Raw genomic sequence first — 17,474 nt, 5'->3', positions numbered from 1 at the left:
TCGGAAAGCCGTGTGAGGGAGAACCTCATGCACGGTTTGATGAGGGGCGGATGAAAATTTCATCCGCCTACTCTACCTAGGAGAACACAAATGAGATACCATTATCAGAAACCAGATATTTATAGATCAATGTATGGAGAAACTTATATTTGCAATCATCCAGTGTATAACAAATGCACACTGTTTAGAATAGGAGACAATGGATTAGCCGTTATTCAGCAGAGATTTAATGCAGAAACCAAAAGTACCTGGTGGGGAGAAGTGGATGCTTGGCTAACAGATACTTTATATCTACATCCAGGCTTTAGGAAATATTTTGACAACAGATGTGGAACATGTAAGGACGGGTTATACCCTACAGTAACGGTCAGACAGATTATGTGGGCATTAAAAATGAAGCCTATTCAGAGGCAACGATGGGAAACTTGTTTTGACAGGAGAGAAATATAGCGAAAATTACATGGGATGTTATGAAAGGAGAGTGACATTTTATGAACAAAACCATAATATTTGACGAAAAGTCATGCCAATGGAGTAAAAACGAATTGGTCAATGCGTGGACGTTAGGTGCTTACGAATGTCGATTAAACGATCATTTACAGACCCGCGGATACTTATTGCTGAGAGATGTATACGAAGCATTAGGAATACCGATAACTAAAGAATCGTTAATCGCCGGGTGGGTAAGAGCTAAAATCCATGAACAGTTTAGATTTGAAATTTATACAAAAACGAATGGCGTGATGGAAGCCGTACTACCGGATATGGAATTAGACATACGATATGCATTACCATCGGAAGAAGAGTCCTAACAAGGGCTCTTTCTTTTTCGCCATTTTTACAGCTCCTATTATGAGAAACGATAGCTTTTGAAAGGAGAAAAGGAGCATGGATGAAATGAGAATAGTATCGAAATTCACAAGAGGAATTATTTCCAAAGCGTTGAAGATGGTGGTACATAAGAAAACTGGATATAACGTGGATATTCAGTTAAATGAGATTACTACCACAATCAATGATGGAAAGACACACCTTCACTTGGATGTAGATGCTGAGCTGGAAAAGGACGAGCTTATTAAAATTCTAAAAAGTATCGGTTTGAACTAACCGGGAGGGGCGTGGGCAACGCCTCTTTCTTTTTACTTCGCAAAATTTACAAGGACTATTATGAGAGAAAGAGAAACGGGTAGCTCGATTGGGAGAGCAACGGATTGTTCCGTACTGCTTCTCTTTTATTTTTTATCGAAAGGAGAGCTAGTAAATGAATGTCTATTGAAGAATTAAAGCTAATGCTTAGTGACGTATTCGAGTTGGATATGTGGTTTCCAGAGTATTCTATTCGAAACCGAGAGTTCGAAAAGTCAAGTTATTCGGTCTGGGCATTAAAGGAATTAACAGAGTATGTCTCACAAAAAGTTTATCCAAGAAAGGAGGTTGCAGTTGACGAAATAATTGTACTTACGAATGAATTTAGAAACAAGATGAGACGGTATGCTCAAATCAGACAAGATAACAATTTTATGTTTGTTGTGGCACAAGATATTTTGTCTGATGTATTGGATGTGTTGCGTGCCACGAAATGAAAGGAGATAGTATGAAGAAATTAAACAAGAAGAATCTGAAAAAGGCATCACCAACCCTTTTATCATGTTTTGGAGCTGTTGGAGTAATTGGAACGTCTGCTCTGGCTGTAAAAGCTACGCCAAAAGCTCTTAGAAAAATAAGAGCAGATAGTAGAGAGAATCATAATGACCCGAATGCGTACACAAAACTCGAAGCTATTCAGTCCGCATGGATTTATTATGTTCCATCTGTAGTTATGGGAGCAGCAACGATTATTTGTATATTTGGAGCAAATATTCTGAACAAACGTCAGCAGGCGGCTTTAACCAGTGCTTATGCGTTGCTCAATGATGCATACCAGGATTATCGAGATAAACTGAAAGAACTGTATGGCGAGGATGCTCACAGAAAAATTATGGAAGCCATTGCTGTGGAGAAAGCAGATGATGTCTATATCGCGTCAGATGGATTTATCGGCGGCGGATCTCTCGATATTGAAGAGCATAATCCAGATGATAATGTATTATTCTATGATAGCTACTCAAAAAGATATTTTGAAAGCTCTCTTAATCGGGTAATTCAAGCAGAATATTACTCCAATCGAGATTTTGCCATTGGAACCCAATTATCAGTAAATGATTTTTATGGATTTCTTGGATTAGATCCGATTGATGATGGGGACGAAATTGGTTGGACGATGAGCAGTGGTTATAGCTGGATCGATTTTCGTCATTATAAAACGACATTGGAAGATGGGTTGGAAGTCTGCATTATTGACATGGATTATGTTCCAGAATTGGATTTTGAACAGTGCTAATTCGCAAAATGCACAAATGCTATTATGAAAGGAGAGTGAAGTCATGAACAGTAAGATGATTAAGGTTATTGGAATGGCAGCAACACTGATTGGAATAGGGGTAAATCTTATAACCGATTGGGTTGATGACCAAAAGATGGATGAAAAAATTGACAAAAAGGTGAATGAAGCACTTGCCAAGAAAGAAGCGGAGGAGTCCTGATGTGGACTCTTTTCGTTTTTATTTTTGCTAATGTTGTCCATTGAAAGCGTGATTTACATCATCCAGTATTGCCTTAATGAATCTTTGCAGGATTGTAGCTTTGAGCAGGGGAGCTATTTAAAATGGACGGTTAATGAATTATTAGATCGTCTTAGAGAAAATCCTGAAGTAACGCCTCTGATTATAATCAAAGATTTTAGAAATCAGATGGAAGAATATTCAAAAGTAAGTCCATTGACTGCAAGTATATTTTGTACCGCAAAAGAATTGACAGAATGGATTATCAACCTGCTAGTTGCTTAAATTTTAAATATTAACGAGAATAGGAGAAAATATTATGCCATTAGAAACTTTTGCCGCATCAAAACTTGTTCAGAAAATGCTTAGCTCTAATGCTTCACAGGAGGAACTTTATAACGCAAAGAAATATTTATTGGCGGCTGTAGATTACGATTCAGCATCGCTTGCGTTGAAATCTGTTGCAAATGAAACAAATATTAAAGAACTGAGTAAGAAATACCCGCTTTATGGTTCATGGATGGGTTCCAGCGATATATCTGCCAAAGAATTACTTAATTTAAACTTCGGTGTACCAAAGCACGAATATGATTTTTCCAAAACTAAAGTAGGTGACAAGATTACAGTAGACTTGAAAGAACTGGGAAAATTTGAAGCTACTGCCTATGAAGTGACAGATAACAACGTTCTTTTCATCTTTGATGATTATATTGCAGAGCGTCCTATGAATGAAAAGCCTACGAACGAAGGCGGATATGAAAAATCAGATCTGAAGAAATGGATTGATAGCTATTTATATAGTTTATTTCCATTAGAGTTGAAAACACGTATCATCGAGCTCACCATTCCTACAGTTGGACAGGTTGTTGGCTGGGACGATGCGTGGGATAAAAGCCATTTTGAACCAGATGGAGACGAACAGCTTCCACTTATGAAAAAGAGACGCAATCGAGTTGCTTATTTTAATAATGAATGCGAATGGGGCTGGCTTCGTAATGCAATGAAAAAAGAATACTCTTCGGCTTACTTTGCCAATGTGACCGGCAGCGGCAATGCGACTTACCCCGGCGCTTCGAACTCTCGTGGGGTTCGTCCGGCTTTCCGTGTGGTTAAGAAACTCAGCCTGTAATAACCTTCCGCCCCTTGTGGGCGGTATTACTAAAATTTGGAGGATATTTTGAAATGCAAAAAGTAAATCTACCGAAAGTGCTCAACGATTTGAAAATCAGAACAGTAAAACGTAGTCCGGAAATATTAACTGGCATTGGAATTGCTGGGATGATCACGACAACTGTGATGGCTGTAAAAGCAACTCCGAAAGCGCTCGTATTGATTGAACGCGAAAAAAATCGAGTGAACCATGAAAATTTGGAAGAAGCGAAGAGATCTGGCTGTGAAGAATGCAATCAAATCAGTCACTTAGAGCCGCTTGAAATTGTAAAAATCACGTGGAAATGCTATATTCCAGCTGGTATTACTTGTTTCGTGTCAATGGCTTGCTTGATCGGGGCAAGTTCTGTTAATCTCAGACGTAATTCTGCTCTGGCGATGGCATACACATTATCCGAATCCACTTTGAGAGATTATCAGAAAAAGGTAGTTGAGACCATCGGAGAGAAGAAGGAGCAGACAGTTAGAGATGCAGTCGCCAAGGAACACGTAGAAAAGAATCCCATAGAAAATAAAGAAGTTATCATCGTTGGCCGTGGCGATACTTTATGTTTTGATACTGTGTCTGGTCGATATTTCAGATCAGATATAGAGACAATCAAAAAAGCTGAAAATGAACTGGATGCCAGATTGAGAACCGAAATGTATATTTCCCTTAATGATTTCTATTATGAAATCGGTTTGGAACCGCTTAGAACAATCGGGGACGATCTTGGATGGAATATTGACAGAGGATTTCTGGATTTGAGTTTTAGTTCTCAATTAGCTACAGATGGAACGCCCTGCCTGGTAATCGACTATGGAGTTGCTCCGAGATACGATTATCGTAATCTTATGTAAGTACGCAAAATTTACAAAGTATATTATGAAAGAAAATTAATTTCGAAAACTGAAAGGAGAAAGAAATCATGGAAAACAACAATGAAATCATCGAAAACAGCGAGGAAGTTATGGAAACAGCAACTGAAGAAATCGTTAAGGCGGCTTCAAGCAACAGCAGTTTCAGTACAGCTACTAAGTTTGGATTAGCTATGATTGCGGGAGGATTGATCTGCAAATTTGTAGTAGAGCCAGGCGTAGCAAAATTGAAAAGAAAAGCAGAAGAACGTGCAGCGAAGAAAAGTGCATCTAATCCTAATAACGTTGTTGACGCGGATTATGAAGAAGTTCCAAATGACGATGCTCCAGAAGAATAAGCATCGAAATGAATTTTAGGAAGATTGAGTCTTAGAGAAATCTAGGACTCTTTCTTTTTTGTTTTTATATGGGAGGTGTCCTATGAACCAGTATACGTATGATGGTCCTGTTATGAATTTCGGGACTTGTATTTCAGATCAATGGCATGGAACAACATATGCTGTATCTGAGAAAAAAGCCAGGAGTAATTTGGCTTATCAGTTTAAGAAAAATAACAATCGCATAACGGGATCGAGGATCACTCTCCCGGGAAAGGTGAAGATGGTGAACAAATATGACTATTGATTTGGATACAGTTATTGGATTTGTTGGTGTAACAGTTGGCTTATTTGGTCTCGGATATGCTGTTGGAGCAAATAAGAAAATGAAAGAAGTTAGTGAAGTAGTTGGAAAATCCGTGGATTCCATGATTTCTGACGGTAAACTTGATATTCCCAAAGAACTTATTAATGAAACCATTAAGGAACGGGTGAACGAAAAAGTTGATTGCGAGATACAGAGAAAAGTAAAAGCGGCGTGCGATAACATTGTTGTAGATGTGAAAACTTCCATGTACAACAAAATCAGTGATGCTGCGGAGAGAGCTGTAGATTCGACATACCGTTCTATGGAAGTTGAGGCGAAAGAGAAAATCAGAAAAGAGCTTCGTAATATTGATATTTCTGGTTTGAAACGGGAAGTAAAGGCTGAAGCTAAAGAAGCCGTTACCGAGAAACTTCAGTCTTCTATGGATGATATCCTCGAAACCTATAATTCAAATCTTGCCAACGTGCAGAATATTTATAGCACGATCGCGAAATCAATGGCTGGAAGAGCATAAATTGGGAGGTGGTTAGAAAATGGCGACAGAAGAGTATAAATCAAATTCTCATAAATCAAAGGAGCAAAGTCAAGCGCCGATTGAGAAAAAGGTTGAGAAAGTAATTTCTGGTTCTGCGAAGTCTAAGAAAAAGGGTGGAATTCAGAAATTTACAGGCATGTTTGTTCCGGAGGATGTTGATGATGTAAAAAGTTATATTTTTGAGGACATTGTGGTTCCTTATGTAAAAGACATGTTCCTCGATGCTGTAAAAGCATTTTTAGGCGTTAATGGAAGCTCTCGGGGAAAATCATCCGCATCTTCAAGAGTATCATATCGAAAATATTATGATGATAGAGAAAGAAGAGATAGCGGATCTAGTAATCACACTCGATCTGGATATGAGTACGACGATATTATTATCGAAAATCGAGGGGAAGCCGAAGATGTGTTATCCAGAATGGATGAGCTTATTGATCAATATGGTTTGGTGAGCGTTGCCGATCTGTATGATCTTGTTGGTATTAATGGAAATTATACCGACAACAAGTATGGTTGGTTTAATATCCGAACGGCTTCCGTAGTTCGTGTACGAGATGGCTACATGATAAAGCTGCCAAAAGCAGTACCATTAAATTAAAGAGGAGAAACGAAATGAATAAAACTGAAATTGTTAAAAAGGCATCATCTGCCTTTGGAAAAGTAAATATTAAACTCAGAAAGCATAGTCCAGAGCTTTTAATTGCTGCTGGTGTAGTTGGAACCGTCGTTAGCACAGTTCTCGCTTGTAAAGCAACTACAAAATTGAGCACTATTCTGGATGAATCAAAAAACAATATTGAAACTATTCACAAATGTAAAAATGATAAAGAAATGGAAGATCGGTATTCCCAGGAGGACGCCAAGAAGGATTTAGCAATTGTGTATGCACAGACTGGTGTTAAGATTGTAAAACTGTATGCTCAAGCTGTGGTTCTCGGAACTATTTCTATTGCTGGAATTGTTGCGTCCAATAATATTCTCAGAAAAAGAAATGTAGCATTGGCTGCCGCTTACGCAACTGTCGATAAATCTTTCAAAGAATATCGTAGCAGAGTGGTTGAACGATTCGGTGATGATGTTGATAAAGAGCTTCGGTACAATATCAAAGCTAAGAAAATCGAAGAAACGATCAAGGATCCCGAAAGCGGAAAAGAAAAGAAATCCAAAACAACTGTAAACGTTGCTGCTCCAACGGTCGATGATTATGCGAGATTCTTTGATAAGACTTGTCGTCATTATGAAGAGAATATGAATTACAATCTTATGCTTCTTAGATCACAGCAGCAGTTGGCAAACGATAAACTTGTTGCAGACGGATTCCTGTTTCTTAGTGATGTGTATGATATGCTCGGTATTACTCGTACAAAGATGAGCCAGTCTGTTGGTTGGATTTATAAACCAGATGGGAATTCTAACGGAGACAATTTCGTTGATTTCGGAGTTATGGTTGTTAAAAGAGAAACTGAAGACGGCGGATATGAAGATGCCATCTTAATGAACTTTAATGTTGACGGTCCTATTCTGGATCTTATCTGATGGAAAGGAGATTTTATTATGACGGGATTAATGGCTTTTACATTTTCAGCAGCAGCTGGCATTTGCTTCTTTAGTGGAATCGCAGTTCTTATGGGTGGAAAGGGGAATCACTAATGGACGGATTTGGAAATTTCATTTCAATGATGGACTTTATTCTTGATACGAAAAGAAAACGTCATATCACAGGAGGCATTCTTTTGAGTGCTTCCTTACTTTTCGGAGGGCTCGCTCTTACCGTGATGACAATCAATGAGGGGGAAACTAATGATAATGAATAAAAAGACAACTATTCTTTTAGCATTTATTTTAGGAGCGGCTTCTGGATCTGCTGTAACTTGGTATTCGGTTAAGAAAAAATATGAAGAGATTGCGCAAAGAGAAATTGATTCGGTAAAAGAAGTTTTTGCTAATCGCGAAAAAGAACGGAATAAAGATGTTGTAGCGAAAAACGTAACCGAAGACAAAAAAGAAAAGCCGGAACTCAAAGAATATGCAGCCAAACTTCATAGACAAGGTTATACAAAATATTCGGAGTATTTTGATGGTGGTATCAGCGAAGAGAAAGAAAGCGTGGTTAACGGTCCGTATGTGATTTCTCCAGAGCAGTTTGGTGAAAATGAAGATTACGAGAGAATTAGTTTGACATATTATGCCGATCAGGTATTGGTGGATGAAAACGATGAAATGATTGAAGATGTGGAGGAGATGGTCGGTTTTGAGTCGTTGAACCATTTCGGAGAATATGAAGATGATTCGGTATTTGTCAGAAATGACGCTAAGAAATGCGATTATGAAATTCTCCTGGATCAGAAGTTATATTCTGATGTAATCGATGAGATGCCACATCAGATGGAGGTATGATGACAAGTGATGAACTGAATAAGGCATATTTTGAGTGGATGTACGGTCTTGTCTGTGACGATGAAGCATCTTACCGAGAACTATTTCATTTCCTTCATGGTGTTGATTTTACATACACTATTGATATGGATGGAAATCGTTTTGATGATGGTGTCAATCTGCGATATCGCTTTGCAGATGAATGCAGGTATAGTGGACGGCTAGTTGCGAAATATTTAGACACTCGTCCATGTAGTGTATTGGAGATGCTTTTAGCACTAGCCATTCGATTAGAAGAGCATATTATGTCAGATCCAGAGCGTGGCGACCGAACTAGAATTTGGTTCTGGACTATGCTTTCTAATCTGGAGCTCGATGATATGATTGATTCCAGATTCGATGCGAATCATGTAGAAAATGCGATTCAGAAATTATTGAATCGGGAATACGGACGTGACGGTAAAGGCGGTTTGTTCAGAATAAAGCATTGCAAATGCGATTTAAGAAACGTTGAAATCTGGTATCAGGCAAACTGGTACTTAAACGGCGTGAAATAGGAGGTAATATTATATGCTTGAGTATATTTTCAATAGTATGAAAAACACGGAGAAAAACTTCGAAATCATTTGCAGAAATCTGAAGAGGCAGAAGAGTTTTAACAAGTCTGTTGTATTCTTTGCTTTTTCTGTAGCTGCTTATGCATTTACAAATGAAATTGAAAAAAGGAACCAGGCAATGAGAATCAAGAATCTTGAGAAAGAGATTGAAAATATCAACAATAGAAACAACGAGCCAGGAGACGAAATGTGATGTGATGATGGATTTTATGATAATTTCAACACGTTCCAACAAACGCGGAATAATTGAAATCTATCCTAAATTTATAATCAAAAAAAGTTCTGATTTGATGATCCGCGGCGGTGATTTTTATGCTATCTGGATTGAGGAACGAGGATTATGGTCTACGGACGAACAAGATGCATTGCAACTTATCGACCGTGAATTGGATAGATATGCCGAAGAAAATAGAACGAAATTCAATTCAGACATAAAAGTTCTGCATATGTGGGACGCTGAATCTAAAATGATAGATTCGTGGCACAAATATTGCCAGAAGCAAATGAGAGACAATTTTCATGCGCTTGACGACAAACTTATATTTTCAAACATGGAAACAAATAAAAAAGACTACGCCAGCAAAAAGTTGAGTTATCCGCTTGAAGCTGGCGATTTGTCTGCTTATGAGAAATTAATGTCTACTTTATATTCCGAAGAAGAACGAACGAAAATAGAGTGGGCTATAGGTTCTATCGTATCTGGCGAGTCAAAGAAAATACAGAAATTTATGGTTCTTTATGGCGCACCAGGATCTGGAAAGGGAACAGTTTTAAATCTCATACTTTCATTATTTGAGGGTTATTACTCAGTATTCGATGCAAAAGCATTGGGATCGAGTAGTAACTCTTTTGCATTGGAAGCATTTAAAGCCAACCCACTTGTCGCGATTCAGCATGATGGTGACTTGTCTAAAATCGAGGATAATACTAGACTGAACAGTTTAGTTTCTCACGAGCTTATGACTGTGAACGAGAAGTTTAAATCTGCATATTCCAGTAGATTTAATGCTTTCTTATTTATGGGAACTAACAAAGTAGTAAAAATAACAGATGCAAAATCGGGTCTTATAAGACGACTGATTGATGTATCACCCTCTGGGAATAAATTAAGTCCGAAAGAATACAAAGCAATTGTAAGTCAGATTGATTTTGAGTTGGGCGCGATTGCTTATCATTGTAAAAATGTATATTTAGCAAATCCTGGCAGATATGATGATTACATTCCAATCACCATGCTTGGTGCATCAAATGATTTCTACAACTTTATAATTGATTCTTATCACGTATTCAAGAAAGAAAACGGAACTACACTAAAAGCAGCATGGGAGATGTACAAAACTTATTGCGATGAGGCGAAGGTGAGTTATCCGTTTTCGCAGAGGGTGTTTAAAGAGGAACTTAAAAACTATTTCAGAGATTTTCAGGAAAGATTTAATTTGGACGATGGAACCAGAGTGAGAAGCTATTACGTGGGATTTCGAACTGAAAAATTCGAAGCGGAAATCGTATCGGATAATTCTTCGGAAGGGATAGCAACTAATGCTATAGAACTTCACGATAGTGCTGTTTCCATATTTGATGAGATGTGTGGGGATTGCCTGGCACAATATGCTTCGGACAATGAAACTCCTCAGAAAAAATGGGAAAAAGTAACTTCTAAATTATCAGAGATAGATCCAACAAAACTCCATTACGTAAAAGTTCCAGAAAATCATATCGTTATTGATTTTGATATTCCAGATGAGCAAGGGAATAAATCTTTAGAAAAGAATATGACAGAAGCTAGTAAATGGCCTCCGACATATGCCGAACTCTCTAAATCTGGACAAGGTGTGCATCTTCATTATATTTACACTGGAGATCCAGCTGCATTGAGCAGAGTATATGACGACCATATTGAAATTAAGGTCTTTACTGGAAAAAGCTCATTGAGACGTAAGTTGTCCAAATGTAACAATCAACCTATCGCAAAGATTAGCTCTGGTTTACCACTGAAAGGAGATAACAAAATGGTAAATTTTGAAGCAATAAAAAGCGAGAAAGGGCTTAGAACACTGATAAAACGAAATCTCAATAAAGAGATTCATCCTGGAACTAAGCCGAGTATCGATTTTATATACAAAATATTGGAAGACGCATACAAAAGTGGTCTTCAGTACGATGTAACAGATATGCGGAATGCAATATTAGCATTCGGTGCAAATAGTACACACCAAGCAGAATATTGCGTGAAGCTTGTAAGTAAGATGCACTTTAAATCAGAAGAACCAGCCTGCGCTGTAAAAAATGAAAAGGCAAAGCTGGTCTTTTATGATATTGAAGTTTTTCCAAACTTGTTTCTTGTCAATTGGAAGCTGGAAGGCGTCGGAAAACCGGTAATACGTATGATCAATCCTACACCACAGGAAATTGAGGAACTTATGCAATTTCGGCTGGTTGGATTTAACTGTCGCAGATACGATAATCATTTCTTATATGCGCGACTTATGGGGTATACCAACGAACAGCTTTATAATCTTTCACAAAGAATTATTAAAGGTGGTCCAAATTGCTTCTTTGGTGAGGCGTATAACGTATCGTATACGGACGTTTACGATTTTGCATCCGCTGGAAACAAGAAGAGCTTAAAGAAGCTTGAAATTGAGATGGGAAATCTTTCTGAAGAGAAGCTCAAAAAGAAAGGATTTTCAGATTTCGAAATTCAGATCATCAAAGCTGGAACTCATCATCAGGAACTTGGACTTCCATGGGACCAGCCGGTACCAGAGGAATTATGGATTAAGGTCGCTGAATATTGTGACAACGATGTTATAGCAACTGAGGCAGCATTTACATATCTGAAAGCCGATTGGACCGCAAGACAAATTCTGGCAGATTTAGCAGAAATGACTGTAAACGATACAACCAATAGTCTTACAACCAGAATTATATTTGGTAAAAATCGTAATCCTCAGAATGAATTTCATTATAGGGATTTATCAAAGCCTGTTGGTACGCTTGATCAGGAAAGTCTTGATTTCTTAAAAGAAGCTTGCCCTAAAATGATGGAAGATTTTCATTATGGTTGGAAAAATAACGGTAAGGAAAAAGTTCCATTTGAAGAATCCAGTATTCTACCATATTTCCCTGGGTATGAATTTGAGTGTGGAAAATCGACCTATAGAGGCGAAGAAGTCGGAGAGGGTGGATTTGCACAAGGTGCTCCTGGAATGTATGGAAATGTTGCGCTTTTGGATGTTTCATCAATGCACCCGCATAGTGTAATCGCAGAGGTGCTATTCGGACCTAAGTTTACAAGAGCGTTCCGGGAAATTGTTGAAGGACGAGTGAGCATCAAACATGAGGCATGGGATATTGTGAATACTATGCTGGATGGAAAACTTACTCCATATATTCAGAGGGTTATTGATGGCGATATGACATCGAAAGATTTAGCAAATGCGTTAAAGACAGCCATCAACTCGGTGTACGGACTCACATCCGCTTCATTTGCTAATCCATTTAAAGATCCAAGAAATATTGACAATATTGTAGCTAAACGTGGAGCTTTATTCATGATTGACTTGAAGAACGAAGTTCTCAATCGTGGGTTCCAGGTAGCACATATCAAGACCGATTCGATTAAGATTCCGGATGCAACACCGGAGATAATTCAGTTTGTCATGGATTTCGGAGAACGATATGGCTATACATTTGAGCACGAAGCTACATATGATCGGATGACTTTAGTCAACGATGCGGTTTATATTGCCAAGTATAAGGATGCAGAGGATTGTAAGGCATTATATGGATATATCCCAGGAGACAATAAAAAGAATGGTGGAAAGTGGACTGCTACAGGAACTCAGTTTCAGATTCCATATGTATTTAAAAAGCTGTTCAGCGGAGAAGAAATCGCATTTGAAGATATGTGCGAGACCAAATCGGTGAGCAGCTCTTTATATTTGGATTTAAATGAAACTTTACCAGATGTATCAAAAGAAGAAAAAGAATTTGCCAAAGCAGAAAGTGACTATAAAAAAGGTCTTATTTCCGACATCACATTTGAATCTACCTGCCAGGAATTGAATCCGAAAATCGCGAAGGGACATAATTACAGATTCGTTGGAAAAGTTGGTCAGTTCTGTCCGATGAAAGAAGGATATGGTGCTGGATTACTTATGCGTGAAAAAGACGGTAAGTATTACGCGGCAACCGGTTCCAAAGGATATCGGTGGATGGAATCGGAAATGGTTAAAGAGCTTGGAAAAGAGGACGGAATCGACCATTCTTATTATGACAAGCTTGTTGATGAAGCTGTGAAGACTATTTCTCAGTATGGCGATTTTGAATGGTTTGTGTCCGACGATCCATATATTGAAGAGCTTGGAGCAAACGATGCAGACTGTATGCCTTGTGGTGATGGAAAGTACAAGAGTTGCTACGATTGCCCCGATTTCAAGAACGATTATCCGTTAAACATGTCCTGCGATAAAGGCTTTAATATCGGAGATGTTTTGATGGGGCTTTGCATGAATAAACCAGAAAATTAATAAGGAGATATTTTAACAATGAGAGACAATTTAGTAATTATCGAGGGAACAAAATTTATTTACAAAACAAATTTCTCTGGTGATCCAGATAGAGACACTTATGGAAATACTCAGAGAAAAGGGAATCTGATTATTCCGGATATTGAGCAGGCAAGAAGACTTATCGATGAAGGCTTCAATGTTAAACTGACAAAGCCGAAACCAGGAGAGGAAGAAGGATTTATTCCAAGATATTATGTAGCCATCAAAGTGAACTACGAGAGCGAATGGCCGCCTAAAATTTTCTTAATGACAGGCGAGAACGATCGTCATGGAGTCCTTCTGGATGCGGAATCTGTTAGTAATATCGATTACATGTGGATCGATAACGTGAATGTTGTTCTGAATAAATACGAGGGAAAGAACGGAAAATCTCTCTGGGTTAAGAGTATGGAAGTATTCCAGAAAATGGATGACGATCCGATTAGTATGAGACATTCCGATGTAAATCGCGATCAGTCTGATGAGGAAGATGATATTCCATTTAACTAAGCATTTCGTAATTTTGAAAGGAGATCAAGATGAACGAATTTGAACTTGGACAGATAGTGTGTACCCGTGGTATCGCAGAAGCGATGAAAAAAGACCGAAATTTATATTTATTCATTTTGGATGCCTTGTATGGGAAGTATTGCAAATGTGACTGGGGTGATACCTGTGAAGAAGATGTTAGAAGTAACAACGAAGCTGTAAAAAATGGTGAGAGAATTTTAGCTGCTTATATGTATGGTGATACGAAAATTTGGATAATCACTGAATGGGATAGAAGTGCAACAACGATTCTTTTTCCAGAAGAATATTGATGGAGGGCTCATGAAAAAAAGATATTCCATAAGTTCATTCCAATGCTGTCAATCAATAGAAAATTTTTATGCAAACGTTGCCAAAATAATCGGAATTACTGTAACCGACAATACGGTTTATGATTGCAGAAAGATAAGAGTAACCGTACCGGTGCAGAACTGTATTTTCGCATATTATAAAGAAAACGGATTTTCTAATGCTGCAATTTCATGTAACTGGCTTATGAGAGGTCCGAAAGCAGATCTGACTGGCGACGATTTAGCATTTGAAGTTGAAGATGGATTCACAAGCGAAAGTGGAGACTTATGTGCGCATTAGAATTACGTGAGTATCAACTAAAAGCTGTTGAGCAAATGAAAAACGGATGTATTCTTTGTGGTGGAGTTGGTAGCGGGAAATCTAGAACATCTTTGGCGTATTATTACGTCCGTAATGGTGGCTGCCTGGAAACGGATGAGTATATGCCTATGGATGATCCGCCGAAAGACTTATACATAATTACAACTGCTCGAAAGAGAGATACTTTAGAATGGGAGGGTGAGCTTGCGCCCTTCCTTCTTTCTACTCACGAAGATGTTAATTTATATTGTAATAAAGTAATTGTTGATTCTTGGAACAATATAAAAAAATATTCCGATGTTAGAAACGCATTCTTTATATTTGACGAGCAGAGAGTTATAGGTTCTGGAACATGGGTTAAAGCGTTCTTGAAGATTGCGAAATCAAACGAGTGGATTCTTTTATCAGCAACACCTGGTGATACTTGGCAGGATTATATTCCGGTATTTATAGCAAATGGATTTTATAAAAACCGGAGCGAATTTATAAGGGAGCATGTTATATACAGCCGATTTAGTAAATTTCCAAAGATTGACAGGTATATAGATACTGGAAGATTGATCCGTTTACGAAACTCCATTCTCGTGAATATGGATTTCAAACGCCAGACCGTTTCGCATCATGAAGATATCTATGTCAAATACGATGTTTCAGAATACAAAATGGCTGGGAAAAACAGATGGAATCCCTTCAAGCAAGAACCAATCATTAATGCGGCTGAATTATGTTATGTTTGGCGAAAGATAGTTAATACCGATACATCCAGGCAAATCGCATTATTGGAAATCATTGAGAAACATCCAAAAGCAATTATATTTTACAATTTTGATTATGAATTGGAGTTGTTAAAACAGATTTTATCTGAATATGAGATTGCAGAATGGAACGGACATAAGCATCAGCCTATACCAACAGGCTCGGCGTGGGTATATTTGGTACAGTACAATGCCGGAGCAGAAGGATGGAATTGTATTACAACTGACACAATAGTATTCTTTTCTCAGAATTATTCTTACAAAATAATGTCACAGTCAGCTGGACGGATTGACAGAATGAATACTCCATTTACGGATTTATATTATTATCATTTGAAATCGAGATCTGGTATAGACCTAGCTATTAGTAAGGCTCTGAAAGAGAAGAAAACATTCAATGAAACGAGATGGTTTAATAAAAGTCGGGGGCATTCGGTGTAAAGGATGGTGGATTGACGTGCAAATACTGAAAACATTAAAAACATTGACTATGTTTATATGGATGTTATCTATTAAATTAAAAATGTTATCAGAAGAAGAGTTTAATGCTTTGATAACGTGCTGTACTTATGAAGAGACTGTATACGCATTTTTACTTCGATATTGTGTATGAATGAGGTGTCACATGGAAAATATTTACAGAGAAGTAAATTTTGAAAAATATTGTCCTACTTGCGAGCATAAGAAAAAGGATGAAAAATTTGATCCTTGTAATGATTGTTTAGCAGAGGGCATGAACACAAATTCAGAAATACCAATCTATTGGAAGGGGGAGGAATGATAATGGTAGAAAGTGTTATTGTTAGCGTGAATTTTCCAGATGATGGTGGTGAAGACACTGGGATATTATTAGTAGGAAAACCAAAACCAGGTCACGCTTCAGAAATCATCAATGCATTTGAGGGAAAGGCAGCACGAGAACTTTATAAGAAATTGACGAAAAGAAAGGTGGTGCCAGAGGCATGAGTTTTCAATACGATCAGTATCTGGCACAGCACCGATCAAATGTAAAAAGAGGATATGAATGGCTATGTGAGAATTTACCAGATGTAATAAAAGACGCTGTGAATGCTGGATGGCAGACTGGATTTGCTCACGATCAGTCTAAGGATGAGCCGGATGAGTACAACGCTTACGACGCATATTTTTATGGTAATAATCGTTCTTTTAAAGTTGTACAGGATTACCAGCGAGCTTGGCTCTTACATATTCATCGTAATCCGCATCATTGGCAACATTGGGTATTAATCAATGACGATCCAAAAGAAGGAGAAATCGTGTTGGAGATGCCATACGATTATATTATTGAAATGATCTGCGACTGGTGGGCGTTCAGCTGGGCACAGGAAAATCTGGATGAGATATTCAACTGGTATGAAGAACATTCAAAGCATATGAAGCTTGCTCCCGACACAAGGAAAACTGTAGAAGATATTCTCAGTAAGATCAAGGCTAAGCTGGACGAGGATAGCAATGCGGAAATTCAGCATAGTGGAGTCAAAGGTATGAAATGGGGTGTTAGAAATGGTCCACCATATCCGATAGAAGAAAATAAAAAGGTTGCAAAAGTTCGCAGACATGATAATCTTGTAGAAGAAGCAATTCATTCTGGGGAAGTATCCAAGACAGTCAATAAAGATAAACAAAAGCGTCATACCAAATCAGACCATTTACCAGGAAGAAGCTATCTTGATGGTGATGTAGAATATGCTCAGAAGTTGGTTGATAAGTATGGCGGTAAAGGCGAATCAAGATTAGATCGCAACGGACACTGGAATCATCGAGAACGTATTACTGCCGATCATGATATTGGTACGTACGTTGATGAAAGCGGAAACGAAGTTGTATCTAACACAGCTATGATCGTATATTCTAAAACGGGAACGCACGTTTATCCAGCAAGAAGAAAGGAGAAAAATAATGCTTAGTCAGAGTCTTGAAGGAAAAAGAGTTAAAATAATTTGCACAGATGGAGAAGAATTTGAAGGAATTGTTTCGGATTATATATTTCCAGACGACAACGAACCAGAGGGAATCGCAGCAATCGACATTGAAGATTGTCCACAGAGACCTGGATTGTGTATCGGCTTCAATGAAGATGAAATCGAGTCAATTGAAGTATTGGGGTAGACCATGAACCATTTTACCGTTCTCATTCATATACGGATGATATAAATCTTTATCCATGCTAATCCCCCCTTCCA

General features: G+C 38.0%; 26 protein-coding genes. All 26 read left to right on the top strand.

All coding sequences use genetic code 11. From position 1 onward, the window contains the following. Window positions 1–90 precede the first annotated feature (90 nt). The 26 genes from AB5170_RS04590 to AB5170_RS04465 all read left to right on the top strand — a co-directional run bounded on the left by AB5170_RS04590 (window position 91) and on the right by AB5170_RS04465 (window position 17,400). Window positions 91–450, top strand: a complete 360-nt coding sequence (locus tag AB5170_RS04590) for a hypothetical protein (RefSeq protein ID WP_195982759.1) — start codon at window positions 91–93, stop codon at window positions 448–450. Window positions 451–491: 41 nt separating this feature from the next. Further along, window positions 492–812 (top strand): DUF6353 family protein, encoded by a 321-nt coding sequence (locus tag AB5170_RS04585; protein WP_226818636.1) that lies wholly within the window; start codon window positions 492–494, stop codon window positions 810–812. Window positions 813–888: 76 nt separating this feature from the next. After that, window positions 889–1,107, top strand: coding sequence for a DUF3194 domain-containing protein (locus AB5170_RS04580; protein WP_195982761.1), 219 nt, complete (start codon window positions 889–891; stop codon window positions 1,105–1,107). Between the two features lie 158 nt (window positions 1,108–1,265). After that, window positions 1,266–1,583, top strand: coding sequence for a hypothetical protein (locus AB5170_RS04575; protein WP_195982762.1), 318 nt, complete (start codon window positions 1,266–1,268; stop codon window positions 1,581–1,583). Window positions 1,584–1,594: 11 nt separating this feature from the next. Continuing rightward, a complete protein-coding gene (locus AB5170_RS04570; RefSeq protein ID WP_226818639.1) occupies window positions 1,595–2,380 on the top strand; it encodes a DUF6353 family protein in 786 nt (261 codons plus the stop codon). Window positions 2,381–2,423: 43 nt separating this feature from the next. Then, window positions 2,424–2,582 carry a hypothetical protein gene (locus AB5170_RS04565; protein WP_195982764.1) on the top strand — a complete coding sequence of 53 codons (159 nt, stop codon included), beginning with the start codon at window positions 2,424–2,426 and terminating at the stop codon, window positions 2,580–2,582. 337 nt (window positions 2,583–2,919) lie between these two features. Beyond that, window positions 2,920–3,729 (top strand): DUF6273 domain-containing protein, encoded by an 810-nt coding sequence (locus tag AB5170_RS04560; protein WP_368361972.1) that lies wholly within the window; start codon window positions 2,920–2,922, stop codon window positions 3,727–3,729. Window positions 3,730–3,782: 53 nt separating this feature from the next. Further along, on the top strand, window positions 3,783–4,610 hold the full coding sequence (locus AB5170_RS04555) for a DUF6353 family protein (protein WP_195982766.1): 828 nt from the start codon (window positions 3,783–3,785) through the stop codon (window positions 4,608–4,610). A gap of 68 nt (window positions 4,611–4,678) precedes the next feature. After that, the gene (locus tag AB5170_RS04550; protein ID WP_195982767.1) at window positions 4,679–4,966 is read left to right on the top strand and encodes a hypothetical protein; all 288 of its coding nucleotides are present in this window, start codon (window positions 4,679–4,681) and stop codon (window positions 4,964–4,966) included. An 82-nt stretch (window positions 4,967–5,048) separates the two neighbouring features. Continuing rightward, window positions 5,049–5,252 carry a hypothetical protein gene (locus AB5170_RS04545; RefSeq protein ID WP_195982768.1) on the top strand — a complete coding sequence of 68 codons (204 nt, stop codon included), beginning with the start codon at window positions 5,049–5,051 and terminating at the stop codon, window positions 5,250–5,252. After that, the gene (locus AB5170_RS04540; protein WP_195982769.1) at window positions 5,242–5,787 is read left to right on the top strand and encodes a hypothetical protein; all 546 of its coding nucleotides are present in this window, start codon (window positions 5,242–5,244) and stop codon (window positions 5,785–5,787) included. The genes AB5170_RS04545 and AB5170_RS04540 overlap by 11 nt, the downstream gene beginning before the upstream one ends. Window positions 5,788–5,806: 19 nt before the next feature. Next, entirely contained in the window at window positions 5,807–6,406 is a 600-nt protein-coding gene (locus AB5170_RS04535) for a hypothetical protein (RefSeq protein WP_368361973.1), read from the top strand. A 14-nt stretch (window positions 6,407–6,420) separates the two neighbouring features. Beyond that, the gene (locus AB5170_RS04530; protein WP_368361974.1) at window positions 6,421–7,344 is read left to right on the top strand and encodes a DUF6353 family protein; all 924 of its coding nucleotides are present in this window, start codon (window positions 6,421–6,423) and stop codon (window positions 7,342–7,344) included. 113 nt (window positions 7,345–7,457) lie between these two features. Then, a complete protein-coding gene (locus AB5170_RS04525) occupies window positions 7,458–7,622 on the top strand; it encodes a histidine kinase (RefSeq protein ID WP_195982772.1) in 165 nt (54 codons plus the stop codon). Continuing rightward, a complete protein-coding gene (locus AB5170_RS04520; RefSeq protein WP_368361975.1) occupies window positions 7,609–8,205 on the top strand; it encodes a hypothetical protein in 597 nt (198 codons plus the stop codon). The genes AB5170_RS04525 and AB5170_RS04520 overlap by 14 nt, the downstream gene beginning before the upstream one ends. Further along, window positions 8,202–8,741, top strand: coding sequence for a hypothetical protein (locus AB5170_RS04515; RefSeq protein ID WP_306797031.1), 540 nt, complete (start codon window positions 8,202–8,204; stop codon window positions 8,739–8,741). Before AB5170_RS04520 ends, AB5170_RS04515 begins: the two co-directional genes overlap by 4 nt. Before the next feature lie 13 nt (window positions 8,742–8,754). Then, entirely contained in the window at window positions 8,755–8,994 is a 240-nt protein-coding gene (locus tag AB5170_RS04510; protein WP_195982773.1) for a hypothetical protein, read from the top strand. Between the two features lie 4 nt (window positions 8,995–8,998). Then, window positions 8,999–13,333 carry a DUF5906 domain-containing protein gene (locus AB5170_RS04505; protein ID WP_368361928.1) on the top strand — a complete coding sequence of 1,445 codons (4,335 nt, stop codon included), beginning with the start codon at window positions 8,999–9,001 and terminating at the stop codon, window positions 13,331–13,333. An 18-nt stretch (window positions 13,334–13,351) separates the two neighbouring features. After that, a complete protein-coding gene (locus tag AB5170_RS04500) occupies window positions 13,352–13,864 on the top strand; it encodes a hypothetical protein (protein ID WP_226818651.1) in 513 nt (170 codons plus the stop codon). A 29-nt stretch (window positions 13,865–13,893) separates the two neighbouring features. Then, a complete protein-coding gene (locus tag AB5170_RS04495) occupies window positions 13,894–14,175 on the top strand; it encodes a hypothetical protein (protein ID WP_226818653.1) in 282 nt (93 codons plus the stop codon). A gap of 10 nt (window positions 14,176–14,185) precedes the next feature. Beyond that, a complete protein-coding gene (locus AB5170_RS04490; RefSeq protein ID WP_195982776.1) occupies window positions 14,186–14,494 on the top strand; it encodes an L-tyrosine decarboxylase in 309 nt (102 codons plus the stop codon). Continuing rightward, a complete protein-coding gene (locus AB5170_RS04485; protein WP_226818654.1) occupies window positions 14,482–15,711 on the top strand; it encodes a DEAD/DEAH box helicase family protein in 1,230 nt (409 codons plus the stop codon). The genes AB5170_RS04490 and AB5170_RS04485 overlap by 13 nt, the downstream gene beginning before the upstream one ends. A 184-nt stretch (window positions 15,712–15,895) precedes the next feature. Further along, window positions 15,896–16,051 (top strand): hypothetical protein, encoded by a 156-nt coding sequence (locus AB5170_RS04480; RefSeq protein WP_195982778.1) that lies wholly within the window; start codon window positions 15,896–15,898, stop codon window positions 16,049–16,051. Window positions 16,052–16,053: 2 nt separating this feature from the next. Further along, on the top strand, window positions 16,054–16,236 hold the full coding sequence (locus tag AB5170_RS04475; RefSeq protein WP_226818657.1) for a hypothetical protein: 183 nt from the start codon (window positions 16,054–16,056) through the stop codon (window positions 16,234–16,236). Continuing rightward, window positions 16,233–17,198, top strand: a complete 966-nt coding sequence (locus AB5170_RS04470; RefSeq protein ID WP_368361927.1) for a DUF5662 family protein — start codon at window positions 16,233–16,235, stop codon at window positions 17,196–17,198. Before AB5170_RS04475 ends, AB5170_RS04470 begins: the two co-directional genes overlap by 4 nt. Then, complete coding sequence (locus AB5170_RS04465) at window positions 17,191–17,400, top strand: hypothetical protein (protein WP_195982781.1); 210 nt, start codon at window positions 17,191–17,193, stop codon at window positions 17,398–17,400. The genes AB5170_RS04470 and AB5170_RS04465 overlap by 8 nt, the downstream gene beginning before the upstream one ends. The last annotated feature ends 74 nt before the right edge of the window (window positions 17,401–17,474 follow it).

The sequence above is a fragment of the Ruminococcus sp. RTP21484sp1_RTP21281st1_A8_RTP21281_210402 genome (genome assembly GCF_040914025.1).
Classification (GTDB): Bacteria; Bacillota; Clostridia; order Lachnospirales; family Lachnospiraceae; genus Blautia_A; species Blautia_A faecis.
The sequence above is the reverse complement of the archived record's forward strand: the minus strand, read 5'-3'. Positions and strand labels throughout refer to the sequence as shown.